Raw genomic sequence first — 18,447 nt, forward strand, 5'->3', positions numbered from 1 at the left:
AAATTGGACGATTGGGGTCGCCTGGATTGGGTCTTTTACGCGCCGTGGCCATTTTGCGAGTGGTCATCAGGCGTGGGTGAGTTGTGTTTTTTGCTGTCAATTCAAGCAGTTAAAAAGCCGTATCCGGATGTTGTGAATTGATCATGATGAGGTTCAGGAAATATTAAGAAAGTGTTGCGCTTGTGCAGGCAGCTTGCTAGCATTGAAGCGGTGGAAGTTAGGTTTTCAGCACTGTTGCTTAAGGTCGATGGTGCGATTTCCAAATACACATCACAACATCCGACTCGATAACCAAACCAGAAATCTTTGTAACTTGATGGAGGCAATCAGAATGGTTGAGTTCAATAAAAGGCTATTGCCTGCGGCGATCGCCGTTGCGCTGGCCGGTGTTTACGGCATGCCGTCGGCATTTGCCCAGCAGAATGACGAGGCAGAAACCGAGGAAGAGGCAGCAGATCTGGACCGGATCGTCGTAACCGGTTCACGTATTCGAAGCATTGACATGGTGACCACCCAGCCGGTGACCACCATCGACAGCGACTATCTCACCGAGCGCGGCCAGGTCAACGTGCAGGACGCCGTGACCGATATCCCGGGCGTTTCGGCAGCGGCTTCGCCGATTCTGCCGTCAAATACCGCAGCGGCCGGCCAGGGTCTCGGGCAGCGCACCATCAACCTGTTCGGGCTGGGTTCGCAGCGTACCCTGACCCTGGTCAACGGCAGTCGCTTCGTTTCCAGTAACTCCCCGGTTGGGGGCGCATCCGCCCCTGGTGGTCAGCTTGACGTCAACAATATCCCGGTGGGCCTGGTCGAGCGCATCGAAGTCATGAATGTGGGTGGCTCGGCCATCTATGGCGCTGATGCCGTGGCCGGTGTGGTCAACTACATCCTCAAGGACGACTACGAGGGCATGGAGCTGGCTGCCGACTACCGTTTCATCGGTGAGGACATCGGCAACGAGGTCTCCATCCGCGGTCTGCTGGGCGGCAACTTCGACAACAATCGAGGCAACCTGGTATTCGGTATCGAGTACAACGAAATGGACAACATTCCGGCCCGGGATGTTCCGTCGTTTGCCAACACCTATTCTTCGTTTACCCCGGTCGGCGATGACATGGTGCCCGATCCGGAGACCGGCGAAGTGCCGGGCAACCAGGTTCGGCTCTATCCCGACCCCCGTGCCGGCATTCTGTCGTTCACCGGCATCATCGCTCCGGGGCCGCTGGCCATCACCAATGTTGGTCTCGGTATCTGGCCTGACGGGCAGTTCCGTCAGTTCGATGGTCAGGGCGGCATCATTCCGTATGACCCGGGCACCCCGACGGGTAACCAGGTGTGGGGCTCCGGCGGTGACGGTCTGGACCTTGAGGCCACGAATACGGCCCAGGAAGGCTACGAGCGCTGGAACGTCGTCAGTATCGGTCATTACGACATCAACGACCATGTGCGGGCCACCACCCAGGTGTTTGCCAACCGCTACTTCGCCGAGAACCCGGGTTACCAGGCCCAGCTCTACAGTTCCGGCGCCTTTGGCGGCATGAGTGCTGCCCTGCAGTTCCCGCTGGACCACCCCTTCCTGCCCCAGGCTGCACGTGACGAGCTTGAAGGCGTGATGCCGGTCGATGAGGATGGCAATGCCCAGGACTTCTTCTACCTGCATCGTGGCTGGACCAATCTCGGTGCGCGTGAAGTCACCAATGAAAGCAACACCTTCAGCTCGCGCGTCGGTCTGGAAGGCGAGTTCGAGTTGGCCGACCGCGACTGGTTCTGGGAAGTTGGCTATCAGTATGGCGAAAGCGGCATTTCCTCCTCGTCGACGGGCGTCAATGACTGGCGCTGGCTGGCGGCCATGGACGTGGCTACCAATCCCGAAACCGGCCAGATCGACTGCCGCTTCAACTTCGAGGAAGGCTACGGTGAAGAGTTGCGGCCGCGTGGCATGGGTATCGCCGCGGCCGATATGCCCCTGGGCAATCCGGGCGACTGCGTGCCGTTCAACCCCTTCGGTGAAGTCTCCGAGGAAGCCAAGGATTACATCAGCTACAGCACGGGCGGTCGCACCCGGATCGAGCAGGAAGTCTACAGCGCCTTTATCGGCGGTGATCTGTTCGAACTGCCCGCCGGCATGCTGGCCTTTGCCGGTGGCGTGGAGCACCGTACCGAGTTCGCTTCCTTCACCGCCAGCCCGGTTGCCAGCCTGAAGGGTCTGTCCGACAACTCGTTGGCTGGTGGATATGACACCACCGACGTCTACGGCGAATTCCTGGCCCCGCTGGTTTCGCCGGACATGGAGATCCCGTTCCTGAACGCGCTGACCTTCGAAGGCTCCTACCGGGCCATCGACAACAGCCTGGCCGGCACCGATGACACCTGGGCGATTGGTCTGAACTACCGTCCGATCGAAGACGTCATGATTCGTGCCAACATGCAGGAAACCGTGCGTGCCCCGGCGGTGACCGAACTGTTCCTGCCGGTGGTCGAGAGCAGCCAGTTCGCGAACGACCCCTGTGACGGCCGTTTCCGCGGCTCGGGGCCGGATCCGGCAACGCGTCAGGCCAACTGTGATGCCGAAGGTATTCCGGCGGACTTTGTCAGCATTGCGCCCAACGCATCGCGTCGCGGTTTCTCCGGCGGCAACCTCGATCTCGAAAACGAGCAGGCCGAAAGCTACAACATCGGTATTGCCTACAGCCCGTCCTTTATCCCCGGGCTGCTGCTGCAGGTCGACTACATCGAGATCGATATCGAGGACGCCATCGTCAGCTTCTCGCTCAACGACATCATGGAAGCCTGTTACGACTCCACGGACTTCCCGAACCAGTTCTGTGACATGTTCGATCGTGGTCCGGACTTCCAGGTGCCGACGACCGATGCCTTTACCTCGGGCTACGTGAATGCCGCGATGCGCGAGTTCCGTGCCGTGTCCTACGACATTCGTTACGATACCGATGTCAACGACCTGCCGGGGCTGGGCGGACTGTTCGGTGATACCTATGCCGGTCGCCTGCATGTCAACCTGCGCGCTTACAACCAGAAGAAGAATGCCACTTCAAATACAGGCTTCGACTTCAGCGACATCACCGGGCAGCACAACAGTCCGGACTGGCGTGGAGATTTGCGTCTCCGGCACACGCTTGGTGACCTGACCACCCTGCTGGATATTTCCTATCACGGCCGGGGCCGTCGCGACAACTTCCAGACCAGCGACGTGCAGTACCTCGATCAGGATGGCAATCCGTACACTCACATTCCGAGCCAGACCAGGGCCAACCTGGCGGTCAACTACACCCTGCCGACCGGTACGGTGTTGCGGGCTCGTGTGACCAACCTGTTCGACAAGTTGCCTGGTCCTCTTGAGCGAGGCGTTGCTCGCTGGGAGTTCGGTCGCAGCTACAACATCGGTCTGACCCACCGTTTCTAAACCGGTCTGTAACCCCTTCCCCGGCCGCCGGCCGGGGAAGGTCAGACGCTCCAAATCTTGGTTTGCAATTCATGGCCCGGCACTGCCGGGCCACTTTTTTGACGACTGCGCGTAGAGCAAGTGCAGCCCTTGGCTCGTCACTTGCGTGAATCGCCCCCAGCCAGGATGAGAGCCGCCTCCCCTGGAGCTGAAGTTCCGCCCCCAAATCAAAGGTCCGGTTCCGCCGCTCCGGTCTCCGTTCGCCCATCTGATGCCGCCTTAGCCCCTGTCATCAGGGCGTTTCAGAGAAAAACGCACGGGCGCTTGCGTTGGCGCCTCGGACGTGCGTAGAATGTGTGCCTTTCCGGTTTCGCGCAGGGCGGAGCCGACGAATCACCCAATCCAAAACACGTGATGAACTGGGCATGAAGATACTGACCAAACGACAAGCTTTCGGCCTCGGCGCTTCCATCGCCGGCGGTCTTTTTCTGCTGACGAGCTTCAGCGTCTACACGCAGGAGATCGAGCCGGTGCTCGAGACCAGCCGTCAGGCCGCTGAGGGTACCCGCGAGTCTCAGGAGCGCATCGACGAGCTCGATCAGCGTACCCAGGAGCTGCTGAGCGAGTACCGGGCGAACCTGAACCAGCTCGAGCAGCTCAACCGCTACAACGCTTCCCAGGAGCGCCAGGTTGAGTCGCAGCGCCGCGAGCAGGAATCGCTGCGCAACGACATCAACAACATCGCCAGCCTCCAGCGCGCCGTGCAGCCGCTGATGGAGGACATGGTCGACGCGCTGGGTCGCCTCGTCGAGGCCGACGTCCCCTTCCTGCTGGAAGAGCGCCGCGAGCGCGTCGAGCGCCTGCAGAACGCCATGGACGATCCCGATCGTTCTCCCGCCCAGCGCTATCGCATGGTGATCGAGGCTTACCAGATCGAGAACGAGTATGGCCGCACCATCGAAGGCTACCGTGGCGATATCGAAGTCGACGGGCGGCTCTACGAGAATGTCGAGTTCCTCCGCATCGGCCGTGTGTCGCTGATCTTCCGCACCGACGATAACGAAGTCATCAAACGCTACGATGCTTCGGCCGGTGGCTGGGTCGATCTCGACCGCGCCTACCTCGATGACATCAGAACCGCCTCGCGAATTGCCCGTGAGCGCATTCCGCCGGACCTGATGTTCATTCCGGTGACCGCGCCGCGCGACGCCGAATAACGGAGGTGGAACGGATGATCAACACACGACACATTAAACTGAATGCAACCTCCGAGGGCAGGGATGATATGACCTCCAAGACTTCCAACCGACTGGTCGCGGTCGTGGCCGCCTCGGTGCTGGCGCTGGGCGCCTTTGCACCCGCCTTGCAGGCCCAGCCGCAAACGCTTGCAGACGTGCTGCGGGCCATGCAGACCGAGCGCGATCAGGTGGCCGCAGAGAACCGTGAGCGTGAAGAGCGCTTTCGCCAGGAGCAGGTCGATCGCGAAGCCGAGCTGAACCGGGTACGCAACGAGGTGCAGGCCGCCGAAGAAGAGGCCAGCCGTCTCGAAAACCTGCGTAACGAGCTTGATCGCGAGCTCGAAGAGCTGCGCGCCCAGCTGACCGAGCGCCAGGGCGAGTTTGGCGAGCTGTTTGGTGTAGCCCGTGCCGCGGCTGCCGACCTCAATGAAGAGCTCGAGGAATCGTTGATCTCTTCCCAGAAGCCGGGGCGTGGAGAAGGACTCTCCCGCATGGCCCAGGCCGGAACGCTGCCGACCATCGATGAGCTCGAAGGTCTCTGGTTCACCATGCTGGACCAGGCGACCGAGCAGGGTCGCGTGGTGCGCTACGAAGCACCGGTGATTCGTGCTGACAACACCTCGGTCGATGAGACCGTGGTGCGTGTCGGGCCGTTTACCGCCTTCACTGATCGCGGCTTCATGACCTACGAGGCTGGCACCCTGCGCTATCTGCCCCGCCAGCCCGGTGGTGGCGCCGTGCGGGCCGCCCAGCGTGTTTTCAACCATACTGACGACGGCGTGGTTCGCGGCATGATCGACCCCTCCCTGGGCACCCTGCTCGGGCTGGTGATCGAGACCCCGACGATCCGTGAGCGCATCGACCAGGGTCAGTGGATTGGCTACGCCATTATCGTGGTAGCAATTTTCGGTATTCTGCTGGCCGTCTACCGCTGGGTTGTCCTGACTGTGACCTCGATTCGGGTCCGCAAGCAGATGAAGTCTTCAACGCCTTCGGAAAACAATCCGCTTGGCCGCATCATGCTGGCTTACAACGAGCACCGGCATGAGGACCTGGAGACGCTGCAGTTGCATCTGGACGACGCCGTCCTCAAGGAGATTCCGAAGCTTGAACGCGGCCTGAACCTGGTCAAGGTTCTCGCTGCCGTCGCCCCCCTGATGGGTCTGCTCGGTACGGTGATCGGCATGATTGTCACCTTCCAGGCCATTACCCTGTTTGGTACGGGCGATCCGCAGCTGATGGCCGGCGGTATCTCCCAGGCCCTGATCACCACGGTGCTGGGTCTGATTGCGGCGGTACCATTGCTGCTGCTGCATGCCTTCGCTGCCGGGGCATCGCGACGCCTGTCGCAGGTCCTGGAAGAGCAGTCGGTCAGTTTCGTGGCCGATGCCGGCGACGACAAGAAGTGATGCCGTTCGTACCTGAGGCGAGAGAACTGTGCTACTTGAACTGCTGAATCCGGCCAACGTGGTCGCCATCATCGGGAACTATCTCGATGCTGGCGGCCCCGTGGTGGTCGCCTTGCTGTGCAGCACGGCCCTGATGTGGCTGCTGATCAGTGAGCGTACGCTGTATTTCTGGTTTGCCGGCCCGCGACTGCGCAAGAAGCAGAACCGGCGCTGGCAGGAAATCAGCGATCACCGCAGCTGGGAATCCTACGCTTTTCGTGAGCGGCTGATCTCCGAGGTCCGGGTCGAGAACGAGCGTTTCATGAACGTGATCAAGGCCCTGATCCTGATCACGCCGCTGCTTGGCCTGCTGGGTACCGTGACCGGCATGATCCAGGTCTTCCAGGTGATCGTGGAAACGGGAGCCTCAAATGCCCGCCTGATGGCGGAAGGGATCTCCCGGGCCACGATCCCGACCATGACCGGACTGGCCGTGTCGCTGACCGGGGTGTTTTCCATCAGTTACCTGGAGCGGCGTAACGATGTGCTGACCACGCGCATGGCCGAGGAGCTGGATGTCGAGGCGGCCATGGCCTACGGTGCAACGCGCCGAATGACCGGGTCGGACATGGACGAGGCGGAAGTGAATATCACGCCGCTGCTCGATATCGTATTCATCCTGCTGATCTTTTTCATCGTGACAGCGACCTTCCTGGACGAGATCGGTATCGGTCTGCAGACTCCACAGGACGATCCCCCTGACGAGATCACCCGGCCACCGCCCACGCTGGTACTCAGTGTGCGCAGTGACGGCTTTGTCATGGTGGACGATGCCCGGACCATTGATCCGCGCTCGGTCACGCCGGTGGTCGAAGCATTCAGGGCGGAGAATCCCGAGGGTGTGGTCCTGTTGAACGCAGCCCCGGATGCGCGTGTCGAAACAACTGTACTGGTGCTGGACCAGTCGCGTCAGGCGGGTGTAGACCCGGCGGTGGCTATCCAGGAGCGCCAATAACGGGTTGATTGAACTATGATTAGACGTAACAGAAGATCAGGTGCAGGTGACGAGGGTGATGTCAACGTCACACCGTTGCTCGACATCGTCTTCATCATGCTGATTTTCTTCATTGTCACCGCGACGTTCATTTCGGAGCCGGGTATTACAGTCAACCGGCCGGATGCCGATACGGCCGAAGAACAGCGGCTGGTGTCCATTCTGGTGGCGATCAACTCCAATAACGAAATCTGGATCAATCGCCAGGAGGTGCCCCTTGAGGGGGTGCGGTCCGCGGTTGAACGCTTGCGGCGGGAGAACCCCCGCGGCAGTGCCGTTGTCCAATCAGATGGCGGCGCACACAGCGAGTACCTCGTCGAGGTGCTAGACCAGATTCGTGCTGCCGGCGTAGATGACGTTGTTGCCGTATCCATTAGAAGATCATGAGTACAATTCTTAGACTGCTAGGCGGGATCCCAGGCGCCGTGATCGTCACGGTCGGGCTGTTTTTGCTTCTTGCCACCGTGATTACCCAGCGCCAGGATGTTGATCTCGGCGATGAAACTGCGATCGAGATCAACGTCACTCGACAGATCGAGGATCGGGCCGATCAGCGTGTGGAGGATTTCCAGCGGCCAGTGTTGGATCAGCCACCGCCGCCGCCGCCCATGGTGACCGATACCGACTTCCGGCCCACCATGGATGTTCAGATGGGCGCCTTGCCCGATCTGACCGGCGTGGATGTCGAAATCGGCACCGGCTTCGATCCGGACCGAGATGCGCAGCCACTGGTGCGGATTCCGCCACAGTATCCAACGCAGTGCATTGGTCGGGCACAGGACGTGGAAACCGTGATGGTCGAATTCGACGTCACGCCAGAGGGTAACGTGGTCGATCCTCGGGTTCTGGACACGACCAACCCATGCTTCAACCGCGCGGCAATGCGAGCGGTGCAACGCTGGAGATACAATCCGCGCGTCGTCGACGGGGTACAACAACCAAGAACAGGTGTCCGCACCGCGATCGATTTTGCACTGGAGGAATAGGGTGAACTTGTTTTCTACCGTACAGGCACGGCTCCTGGCGGCCTGCACGCTGTGCATGGGCCTGATGATGACGGCCTCGCTGGTCTGGGCTGAAACTCTGAATCCCCAGGTAGCGGGTGATCTGCTCGATGCCTATGAAGAGATGGAGGAGGACAACTACGACGAGGCTCTGAGGCTGCTCAATCGGCTCATGGATCGGCGGGGCGATGCCATGACACCCTTCGACCGTGCCTCTGTGCTTCAGATTCGTGGTTCGGCCCATGTCAACCTCGACATGCTGGATGAAGCGATCGACGATTTTCGTACCGTGTTGCGACTCGATGCCCTGCCTTCAGAGACACAGAACCAGATGCGGCTCAACCTGGGGCAGCTCTACTTCATGACCGAGCGCTTCGAGGAGTCGCTGGAGTTCTTCGACGAGTGGATCGGGACTGAAGGGGTAGAGATTACCCACTCCACGTGGTTCATGATTGCAGCCGCCAATTACAACCTCGAGAACTACGAAGATGCGCTGGAGCCGATCAGCACGGCCATGGAGTTGGTCGACGAGCCAACGCGTCGCTACTACGACCTGAAGAATGTCCTGCTGTCGAATCTGGAGCGTACCGAGGAGCGTACCGAATTGATGGCGGAGATGGTGCAACACTGGCCTGAGGAGTTGCCTTACTGGCGCCAGCTTGCTTCGCTTTATATGGAGCAGGATGACATGTTCCGGGCGTTCGCCATCATGGAAGCAGCCTATGTCAATGACATGCTCAGCGACGAGAGTGACATTGTCATGCTGGCCCAGTACTACTCCAACTTCGACAACCCTCACCGCGGTGCTAATCTCCTGGAGAAGGAAATGGAAGCAGGGCGCGTGGAGCGTAATGTCGATAACCTGCAGATGCTCTCGCAAATGCTGAGTCAGGCACGCGAACACCGTCGTTCGATTCCGGTCCTGCGAGAGGCCGCCGAACTTTCCGATGATGGTCGGCTCTTTTTCCGTCTCGGTCAGGCGCTGATGGCATCCGAGAACAATGAAGATGCCGAAGAAGCGTTTGCTGCCGCCATCGATCAGGGTGGACTGGACTCTGACAAGCTCGGCGAAGCCTGGTTGCTGCTCGGCAATTCCAGGCTCAATCAGGCCGGTCCGGGTGATCGTGACCAGCGAATGAGTGCCGACGAGGCATTTGCCGAAGCTGCCCGTTTCCCGATTGCCCAGCGGCAGGCCAATGAATGGCGCTCCTATATCGAGGCGATCAATACCACGGAACGGCGCCAGGCCCAGCTTGAGCAGGAGCAGCAGGAGCGTCTGGCCGAGGCCGCCGAGGACCGCCTGCTGACAGCCTGTCGCGCGCAGCAGCTTGGCGGAAGGCGCCTGAGCGAGGAGTGCGAGCGGCTGCTTGAGGAAGACCGCCGCCGCCGCGAAGAGCCGGTCGAGCCGGAAGCCGAAACCCAAGAGTAATGATGATGGCGGCGCAGCCCCGGGCTGCGCCGCTCTCTCCCCCCAGGGATTGCCTGGAGTAACCCATGCAAGCTCCTTCAGCGGTTCTAGACCGTGTTCGTCAGTTCTATGTTGAGGGTCGAATTGTCGATGCCACCGATCTGTGTATCGATGGCTTGATTGATGCCCCCGATGACCCTGAATTGCATTTTCTGCTGGCGCTGTGCGATGAGCAACAGGGCCGGTTTCAGGAAGCCCGAGCGCGGCTGGAGCGTGTGCTGAACGGTGCGGCCGAGCATGTCGAGGCACGCTTCAATCTCGCCCGTATGCTGGCTGCTGGCGGCGAGATCGAGCAGGCCCGGGCGCATCTGTCCGAGTGCGTGTCGCTGAACCCGGGGCACGCGGCGGCCCACACCCTGAGAGCGCGCATGGACCTGGTCGAGGGCCACCGGAAGCAGGCCCGGGCCGGATTCCGCACCGCCTTGCGCGCCGACGAGAACCATGTACCCGCGCTGTTGAGTCTGGCGTCCCTGCACCTGGATGCCGCCGAGCTGGATCAGGCCAACGAATACGCCTCGCGAGCCGTACAGCTCGCGCCGACGGATGTCCGCGCACAACTGGTCATGGCGCAGGTGTTCATGGCCAGGGGAATGTTTGACTTTGCCGAGCGTTGCCTGGGTAATGCGCTGTCGCTGGATGGTGGGCGCCTGGAGACGCACATTGTCCATGCGGAGTTGTTGCAGCATCAGGGTCGCCATCATGATGCGGTGTCCGCTTTCGAGCGCGCCCGTGCGGCCGGGGCCGAGCTTGGGGAGCTGTTGCCGGGGTTGGCCATCAGCCTGGCCCAGGTCGGACGGCTGGCCGAGGTCAATGCGCTGATCGATGTGTATGAGCCGGCTCCGAGTGATCAGGCCCTGTTGATCCACCTTTCCGATCTCCTCGTCGCACAAGGTGATGCCGACGGCCTGGCCCGGTTGGCCGGGCGAGTCGGTCGAACACTTCCGTCGCTCAGGTCCTGGCTGGAAGCCAGCCGTGCCGAGCTGATTGAAGACCACGGCACAGCCCTGGATAGGGCGGAGTCCTTGCTTGAAGAAGACGACCCCGATTTGCAGCTTCGGGCGCGTCTGCTGGTCGGCCGGATTGGTGTGGAAAGGAACGATCCGGAATCGGTGGCCGATGCAGTGGCCTGTCTGGCCGAGCAGCGCCAGGCCAGTGAGACGATGTGCTGGGAGGCCGCGCAACTGCTGCGCGATGTGAATTTGCCCGAAGCCGGGGAGCGTGTCCTCGGTCATCTGCTGGAGCGCAAGAAGCTGGATGAGCAGGTGCGTGCCCGGACCCAGAACCTGCGTGTGGACCTGCTGGACCGTGCTGGCGACTACCAGGCGGCCACCGAACTGATGGAGCATGCGGCCTGGCGGCAGCCCGTACTGGGCGAACCGGCTTATCTGGAGTGGCGCGGAGATGTCGAAGAGGCGCTGGCCCCCGTACTGGCCGAGGACTGGGAGGGTTTGCCATCCGATGGTGACGGTTCCAATCCGGTGTTTGTCGGTGGGTGGCCTTACGAAGGGCGCGACCTGATGCTTGCCGCGCTTGCCCGGATGCCGGGCCTGGGTGTGATGCCCGAGGCCGAATGGTCCGGGCGCCTGGAGTGTCTGGAGCTGCCAGTGGATGTCCGCCGTTTTGGCAGGGCCGACCCGGCGTTGCTGCATCTGGCCCGACGGCGATACCTGCGTCACCAGCCCAGGGGGCGCCGGCCCGTGGAGCCGGCCTTTGTGCAGGCAGCCGATCTGGCACAGATTGCTCGCCTGTTTCCCGGTGCGGCCTATATTCGTCCGACTGCCACCGAGCACTATCTCCGGATGCAATGGCAGTTGGCTGGTTACCAACGGATCCAGGACATGCTCGATGCCTGGCGCCATGACCTGGACGTGCTGGGGCATCTGCGTGATGCGCTGCCGATCAGTATCATCGACGTGCCTGTTGACAGGCTGCTCACCGATCCTGCCGATGCACTGGCCAGATTGCATGAGGCGCTGTCGGTTGCACAGGGCGAAGACATGAGCGGCTTGCTCAAGCACCTGGCCGACAGGCTGGGCTACCGCCAACCGGATCACTGGCAGAACTATTGACCGGCCCGGCGTTTCGGTCTCGCTCCCCTGGTCGGACCCGGACTGAAGCGTCTGCGCCCTGTGATAATATCGGGCCGCAGATGAAATCGGTGGCTTGCAATGACGTGCGATATCAACCCGCCATCCTGACCTGGTGGCTGGCGATGCTGTTGCTTATCCTGGCAACCGCGTCAACAGCAGCCCACGACCTCGGTCCGGTGGTGCGATCGATTTCGGTGTCCGACGGGCTGCCCGACAGCATGGTCGAGGCGGTTATCCAGGATGCTCATGGTTATGTCTGGATCGGCACGCAAAGCGGCCTGGTTCGCCATGAAGGCGATCGGTTGAATATTCTGGGTGCCGATCCGGACAGCGACGATCCATTGCCCGGGCGCAATATCATGACGCTGGCCGCCCACAGCGACGGCACGGTCTGGGCCGCGGTCTCCGGGCAGGGCGTGGTCCAGATCGGCCCTGACCTCCTGCAGAAGCGCCATCTTGCGCCCAAGGCCAGAGGGGGGTCTTTGCCCGACTCCAATGTCTGGAGCATGGTCGAGGACTGTCAGGGCGACATGTGGATGGCCCTGATGCAGGGGGGAGTGGTGCGCTTCCGCCCGGACACCGGCGAGTTGCAGCACTTTCCCCAGACCGAGGAGTCCGGACTCCATCCGGACGGCTTTCAGGTCAGCCTGGACCGTGGTGATGACTGCCGAATCTGGCTGGCGCAGACAGAACAGGTCAACGTGATCACCCCCGGCGAAGAGGATCGATTCCGCAAGGTGGCACCATCGTCGGAAGGGGGTACCATCCTGACCGTGCGCGTGCTTGATGGTGAGGTCTATTACAACGATCGTTCGCGCCTTTACAGGATTCGGGAATCGCATGACGAACCGGAGAAAGTGCTGCGCGCCGCGGGTGTTATCACGGACTTCACCCTCGCCCCGGACGATGCCGACATTCTCGTGTCCAGCTACGCCGGCCTGTATCGCCTGCCCCGCAACGGTGCAACCCCAAGCTTGATCAGCGCCATTCAGGGACTGAACGACGGCTTGCCAAGCTCCACCTTGATGAGCGTGATGGTCGACCGTGAGGGGGGTACCTGGATGGGTATTCCACGACACGGAGTCGCGTACCTGGCTCCGGGGCATGAAGCCTTCAGGCGCTATCAGTCAGTGCCCGGACGTGAGTCGGCACTGGACCTCGATGTCGTTTTTGCGCTGACCGAGCTGCCCGAGGCCAACCGGCTCTGGATGGGTGGCAGGTCGCGGGAGAGCATGCGCGTGCTGGACCTGAATACCGGCAGTGTCCAGAGCCTGGGCGAGTACCTGGACAATCCGGAACTCGAAGAGATGGCCGCACCCGTTGCCGATCTGCATGTTGAACAGGACACCATGCTGGCAACATCCCTCCAATTTGTTGACCGTATCCATGCTGACGGCACGTCGGAGCGCCTTATCGACCGTGAAACCGTGGATGGCGGCACACCCAGCTTCGCCTTGCCCGATGGTGAGGCACATGTCTGGGTGGGAACCATTGATGTCGGTTTGATCCGGCTGAATACCGAAACGGGTGAACGGGAGCACTTCTGGGGAGAGGGTGAAGGTCGTTATCATTGGCCGGAGGGGCGTCCGGTAGCGCTGGAGTCAGGCCCGGATGGACAGTGGTGGGCGCTTGCCGGCGGAGGTATCTACCGGCTGGAAGAAGATGGCTTCGTCCGTCAGGTTGAGCCCTCACGCCCCCCCTTTCTCGCCGGTGGCTGGCACGGGGAGGAGTTATGGGCGGCTACCGAAACCCACCTCAAACGCTGGCGTCGGAATGGTCACGCGCTTGAACAGACCGACCGGTTTGAAATGGCCGGGCACTTGCGTCCGGGGCGTGTCCTCAGGATCCTTCGACAGGAAGATGACTCGATCTGGCTGGCTCGATCCAGTGGCCTGGTCCACCTGGATCCTGATACTGGACATTTCCGTGAGTTTACCCGCGCCGATGGGCTGGCAGTCAGCGAGCTTCGTCGTCGGGCCATTACCTGGCTGGCCGACGGCCGCCTGGTGCTGGGTGGTACGGGCGGCCTGGTCGTGGTGGATACCGACCTGGTGGGCGGAACCCGGGTAGAGCCCCCGATTTACGTGCGTGGCGTGAGCGTTGGGGGCCGTTTCCACGCCCTGTCTCCTGATCGTGAGCAACGCGAAAGGATCATGCTGTCTCACAACGAGAACAGCTTTTACGTCGACTACACCGCGCTGTCCTACCTGTCGTTTGACCAGAATCGCTATCGTGTTCGGCTGGAGGGGTGGGATGACAAGTGGCTGGAACTGGTGGGTCAGACACGCTTTCACTACAGCAACTTGCCGCCCGGCGATTACCGTTTTCAGGTCCGGGCGGCAGCGGCCGATGGCCACTGGAACGAAACGGGAGATGCCGTCGAACTGTCGATTCGGCAGCCCCCGTGGCTGAGTGGCTGGGCGCTGTCGGCCTACGCGATACTGGGTTTGACCGGTGTGGGTGCCGGCTGGAAAAGCTATTCCAATGCCCGTCGTCGGCGTCGTGAAATGCGCGAGGTACGACAGAAGCGGGTGCAGGCCGAGGAGCAGCGCCAGGTCATCGAGCGCCTAAATCGCAATCTGGATCCGCAAAGGCTGGCGACTACCATTGGCGAGGAGATGCTGGAAGTCACCGGTGGACGCGTCGCGTGGGTCGGCCTGACACAGGAGCATCTGCCCCGCCAAGTGATCCCGGTCGGTCAAGCGGACGAAGGGATCAGCCGTGAGGAATGGCGAAGTCGACTCAATGCTGCTGACGGCGAGACCTCCATGGCCGTCTCGCTGGAAAGCGAGGGCGAAGTCTTAGGTCAGGTGCTGATCGGTGCCGGTGCGGCCGGGTTTGTGCCCGCAGGCATCGAGCGGGTCAACCTGTTGCGGGAGATGTGCGGACAGGCACTGCGCAATGCCGCCCTGCTGGAACAAGTCCGGGCCCTGGCGGTGAGTGCAGAGCAGGCCAGTGCGGCCAAGTCCGAATTCCTGGCGACCATGAGTCACGAAATCCGTACCCCCCTGCACGGTGTGCTGGGCATGGTCGAGCTGCTATACGAATCAGAAAACGATCCCGCGCAGCAGGGGATTCTCAATACACTAAGGCAGTCCGGCTTGCAGTTGCAGCGCATCATCGACGATGTACTCGACATCTCGCGCATCGAGGCTGGTCGCCTGAGCCTGCACCCACAGCCCTTTGAACTGACGGCCATGCTCGAGCAGGTCATCGATCTGCACGCGCCCAATGCCGCCCGCAAGGGACTGGATTTGCGCCTGCGCATGGCATCCACGTTGCCGATCATGGCCATCGGCGATGCCGATCGCATTTCCCAGGTGCTGGGCAACCTGCTCAGCAATGCCGTCAAGTTCACCAACTTCGGTGGAATTGAACTCAATGCCGAGCTCGATGCGAAGGGCATGCTGCGCCTCACGGTCAGTGACTCGGGCTCCGGAATCAGCGCCCGGGATCGTGACCGATTGTTTGAACCGTTTACGCAGCTCGACGCGTCCATCACGCGGTCACACAGCGGGTCGGGTCTGGGTCTGGCCATCTGCCGACGTCTGGTCAATGCCATGGACGGGCAACTGGAGCTGCTGGACAGTTGTTATCCGGGCAGCCGCTTTATGGTGCGGCTACCCCTGTTTCCGCAATCGCTTGGCAAGCCGGCACTGCCGCGAACCCGTCTGCTCGAGGGCATGGCCATTGCCGTACTGGCCGAAGCGCCCACGCGTCGGGTGCTGCACCGCCTGTGTCGACGCTGGGGCGTGCAACTGATCAATGCCACCACCTCCGAACCGCGCCTGTGTTCGATTCTGCTGGTCGATGCGCGTTGCAGTCAGGTGCTGACCGACCCGGAAGAGTGGTGCGAGTACGCCACCCGCATTGCCTGGTTGCAGTCGCCCTACCTGCGCTCCAGTCCGGAAGAGGCGCGATTGCCCGAGGAAGCACACTTTCTGCGCTGGCCGCTGGTGGAGAGCCGACTGATCGGCATGTTGCTGGACCTGGCCATAGCCGGTGGACGCAAGCGCTGAATCCGGCCGTGATTGCAGGTACACTCTGAAGACGTTGTTGCCAGGGAGAATGTCGCAATGGAATGGATTGTATTGGCGATCATCGTTATCGCGGTGGTCTTCTCGATTGTTCTGTACAACCGGCTGGTCGCCGGTCGTAACCGCTACAAGAACGCCTTCGCCCAGATCGACGTGCAGCTCAATCGCCGTCACGACCTGATTCCCAACCTGGTCGAAGTCGCCCGGCGATACATGAGCCATGAGCGCGAGACGCTTGAAGCCGTGATCCAGGCCCGCAACGGTGCCCAGCAGCAGTTGCGGCAGACTGCATCCGATCCGACCGATCCGGATGGCATGCGCAAACTGTCGGAAGCCGAACAGGGACTGTCGGGCGCCCTGGGAAGGTTGTTTGCCCTGTCGGAGAACTATCCGGACCTCAAGGCCAACCAGAACATGATGCAGTTGTCCGAAGAGCTGACCAGCACGGAAAACAAGGTAGCCTTCGCCCGCCAGGCCTTCAACGACGCGGTGATGAATTACAACATCCTGCGCGAGAGCTTCCCCAGCAACATCATCGCCAACATGTTCAGTTTCAAGCCGGCAGAACTGCTCGAAATCGACGCACCGGAGAAGCGCGAAGCGGTGAAGGTGGATTTTGGTTGAGGGAAGGGTTGAGTGTGAAGGGCGGGCGTTAGTTGTGGTTTGGAGGGCAGTCTGAGGATGTTGCTTCCGGAACGCGCTTGCGTTGGGTGTTATGTGTTAGGTGTTAGGTGTTATAAAACAATGACTTAATCAAGGTGCAACTACAGCCACCTCAAACTCCTCCCCTTAACACTTAACACTTAACACTTAACACTTAACACTTAACACTTCACACCTAGACCCCCTTGCTGCCTACTGGAACGTGAGATGAACTTCTTCGAGCACCAAGACCGGGCCCGGCGTCAGACCGGTCTGCTGGTATTTCTGTTCGGCCTGGCCGTGCTGGGGATCGTGCTGGCGGCCAATGCCGTGGTGCTGTTTACCGTCGGGCCGGATCCTGAGCTGCTTGTCGGGGTGACCATTTTCACTGGTGGAACCATCCTACTGGCCAGCCTGGTGCGCACCATGCAGATGCGCAGTGGCGGTGGAGAGGTGGCTCGCCAGTTGGGGGGTACGCTGGTCGATCACGATACCAGCGACCCGCTGCGCCGACGTTTGCGCAACGTGGTCGAGGAAATGGCCATTGCCTCGGGAGTACCCGTGCCCGAGATCTACGTGCTCGAACACGAACAGGGCATCAATGCCTTTGCTGCCGGCTATTCGCCGGCCGATGCTGCGGTGGCCGTGACCCGGGGTGCGCTGGAGAATCTCGACAGGCATGAGCTGCAGGGCGTGATCGCCCATGAGTTCAGTCATATTCTCAATGGCGACATGCGGCTCAACATTCGCCTGATTGGTTTTCTGTTCGGCATTCTGGTCATCGCCATACTTGGCCGGCGAATGCTGTTTTCCGCCCGTTTCGCGCGTGACAGTCGCGGTGCGGGGGGAGCCGTGATGATCGGTCTGGTGATTGTCATCATCGGCTATATCGGCCTGTTCTTCGGACGCTGGATTCGTGCCGCCGTATCGCGTCAGCGCGAGTTCCTGGCTGATGCCTCGGCCGTGCAGTTCACCCGCCACCCCGACGGCATTGCCGGCGCACTCAAGAAGATCAAGGCGCTGTATGCCGGCTCTTACCTGACTACCGACGCCGAAGAAGTCGGGCACATGATGTTCGGTCAGGCCATGGGCTACCAGATGTTTGCCACGCATCCCCCCCTCGAGGACCGAATTCGCGCCATCGACCCATCGTTTCAGCCCGACGACATCGAGCGCATTGCCCGGCGCATGGACCGGCATTCGCAAGCCCGGGCGGCCGAGGCCGAGGAGGCTGCGCGTGAAGAAACGCCAGAACGCGGGCCCGGTGGGCTGACATTGGACGCCGACCGCCTCTCGGAGAAGATAGGCCAGCCGGGACTCAGCCAGGTATTTCTGGCCGCCGCCCTGGTCGCGGCCATACCGCGTCAGCTCGAGCGTGCTGCCCATTCAGACGAGTGGGCGCAGGAGGTGATCTGCTATCTCCTGCTATCGGATGATCCCGACGTGCGCGAGGAACAATTGCTGGCAGTCGTCCGCAGCCTGGGCAGCGAAAGCGAGGGCCAGGTGCGTGCCTTGCGGCAGAGCGTACCCGACTTGCCCCATGAGCAGCGTTTGCCGCTGCTGGAAATGGCGTTTCCATCCTTGCGGCGCCGGCCGGAGAGAGAGTTGCTCGAACTGATGCGGCTGGTGGAAGCCCTGGTGGCCGCTGATGGACGCATGGACGTATTCGAGTACGCGTTGGCACGCCTGACCAATCGTCAGATCCAGGATGCCCTGCAGCCAGGACGGGTGCGTCAGTCCGGCAACAGGAAACTCACCGCGCTCAAGCCGGAAGTCATCGATCTGCTGGTCATTCTGGCCTGGCACGGGCACCCCGACCGGCCCGAGGCGGTTCAGTCGGCGCTGGAGTCGGCCCTGGCGCAGGTCGAACTGGACATGCCGTCCGAACTGCCGAATACCGATGACTGGACCGGGCGGCTGGATGCGGCCCTGAATTCGGTGGACCGGCTGAAACCCTCAGAGAAGAAGCGCCTGGTCGACGCCATGGCTTGCTGCGTGCTGGATGATGGGCAGGTCATCCCTGATGAAATGGACTTGCTGCGGGTCATCTGCGGTCTGCTTCATGTCCCCATCCCGATGCTGGAGCAGGCGTCGGAGGAGGCGGACCAGGAAGCCCGGTAGAGCAG

The 18,447-nt window shown here is 61.4% G+C and carries 11 protein-coding genes; all 11 read left to right on the forward strand.

The window, feature by feature from the left end; all coding sequences use genetic code 11:
* Positions 1-331: 331 nt before the first annotated feature.
* On the forward strand, positions 332-3,421 hold the full coding sequence (locus tag IC757_RS01315; protein ID WP_190975615.1) for a TonB-dependent receptor domain-containing protein: 3,090 nt from the start codon (positions 332-334) through the stop codon (positions 3,419-3,421).
* A 404-nt stretch (positions 3,422-3,825) separates the two neighbouring features.
* Positions 3,826-4,617, forward strand: coding sequence for a DUF3450 domain-containing protein (locus IC757_RS01320; protein ID WP_190975616.1), 792 nt, complete (start codon positions 3,826-3,828; stop codon positions 4,615-4,617).
* A 68-nt stretch (positions 4,618-4,685) separates the two neighbouring features.
* Positions 4,686-6,047, forward strand: a complete 1,362-nt coding sequence (locus IC757_RS01325) for a MotA/TolQ/ExbB proton channel family protein (RefSeq protein WP_190975617.1) — start codon at positions 4,686-4,688, stop codon at positions 6,045-6,047.
* 28 nt (positions 6,048-6,075) lie between these two features.
* Entirely contained in the window at positions 6,076-7,041 is a 966-nt protein-coding gene (locus tag IC757_RS01330; protein ID WP_190975618.1) for a biopolymer transporter ExbD, read from the forward strand.
* 15 nt (positions 7,042-7,056) lie between these two features.
* Positions 7,057-7,467, forward strand: coding sequence for an ExbD/TolR family protein (locus IC757_RS01335; RefSeq protein ID WP_190975619.1), 411 nt, complete (start codon positions 7,057-7,059; stop codon positions 7,465-7,467).
* Positions 7,464-8,066: an energy transducer TonB gene (locus tag IC757_RS01340; protein ID WP_190975620.1), complete on the forward strand. Its 603-nt coding sequence runs from the start codon at positions 7,464-7,466 to the stop codon at positions 8,064-8,066. Before IC757_RS01335 ends, IC757_RS01340 begins: the two co-directional genes overlap by 4 nt.
* Before the next feature lies 1 nt (position 8,067).
* Entirely contained in the window at positions 8,068-9,513 is a 1,446-nt protein-coding gene (locus tag IC757_RS01345; RefSeq protein ID WP_190975621.1) for a tetratricopeptide repeat protein, read from the forward strand.
* 65 nt (positions 9,514-9,578) lie between these two features.
* The gene (locus IC757_RS01350; protein ID WP_190975622.1) at positions 9,579-11,621 is read left to right on the forward strand and encodes a tetratricopeptide repeat protein; all 2,043 of its coding nucleotides are present in this window, start codon (positions 9,579-9,581) and stop codon (positions 11,619-11,621) included.
* Between the two features lie 104 nt (positions 11,622-11,725).
* Positions 11,726-15,661, forward strand: coding sequence for a hybrid sensor histidine kinase/response regulator (locus IC757_RS01355; RefSeq protein ID WP_190975623.1), 3,936 nt, complete (start codon positions 11,726-11,728; stop codon positions 15,659-15,661).
* A gap of 57 nt (positions 15,662-15,718) precedes the next feature.
* Entirely contained in the window at positions 15,719-16,303 is a 585-nt protein-coding gene (locus tag IC757_RS01360) for a LemA family protein (protein ID WP_190975624.1), read from the forward strand.
* A 246-nt stretch (positions 16,304-16,549) separates the two neighbouring features.
* A complete protein-coding gene (locus IC757_RS01365) occupies positions 16,550-18,442 on the forward strand; it encodes a M48 family metallopeptidase (RefSeq protein WP_190975625.1) in 1,893 nt (630 codons plus the stop codon).
* Positions 18,443-18,447 lie beyond the last annotated feature (5 nt).

It is taken from the genome of Wenzhouxiangella sp. AB-CW3, from assembly GCF_014725735.1.
Lineage (GTDB): Bacteria > Pseudomonadota > Gammaproteobacteria > Xanthomonadales > Wenzhouxiangellaceae > Wenzhouxiangella.

Excerpts from the sequence above, each read along its gene's own strand:
- IC757_RS01320 (WP_190975616.1), top strand. The coding sequence starts at position 3,826 with ATGAAGATACTGACCAAACGACAAGCTTTCGGCCTCGGCGCTTCCATC.
- IC757_RS01315 (WP_190975615.1), top strand. The coding sequence starts at position 332 with ATGGTTGAGTTCAATAAAAGGCTATTGCCTGCGGCGATCGCCGTTGCG.
- IC757_RS01350 (WP_190975622.1), top strand. The coding sequence starts at position 9,579 with ATGCAAGCTCCTTCAGCGGTTCTAGACCGTGTTCGTCAGTTCTATGTT.
- IC757_RS01335 (WP_190975619.1), top strand. The coding sequence starts at position 7,057 with ATGATTAGACGTAACAGAAGATCAGGTGCAGGTGACGAGGGTGATGTC.
- IC757_RS01365 (WP_190975625.1), top strand. The coding sequence starts at position 16,550 with ATGAACTTCTTCGAGCACCAAGACCGGGCCCGGCGTCAGACCGGTCTG.
- IC757_RS01325 (WP_190975617.1), top strand. The coding sequence starts at position 4,686 with ATGACCTCCAAGACTTCCAACCGACTGGTCGCGGTCGTGGCCGCCTCG.
- IC757_RS01340 (WP_190975620.1), top strand. The coding sequence starts at position 7,464 with ATGAGTACAATTCTTAGACTGCTAGGCGGGATCCCAGGCGCCGTGATC.
- IC757_RS01360 (WP_190975624.1), top strand. The coding sequence starts at position 15,719 with ATGGAATGGATTGTATTGGCGATCATCGTTATCGCGGTGGTCTTCTCG.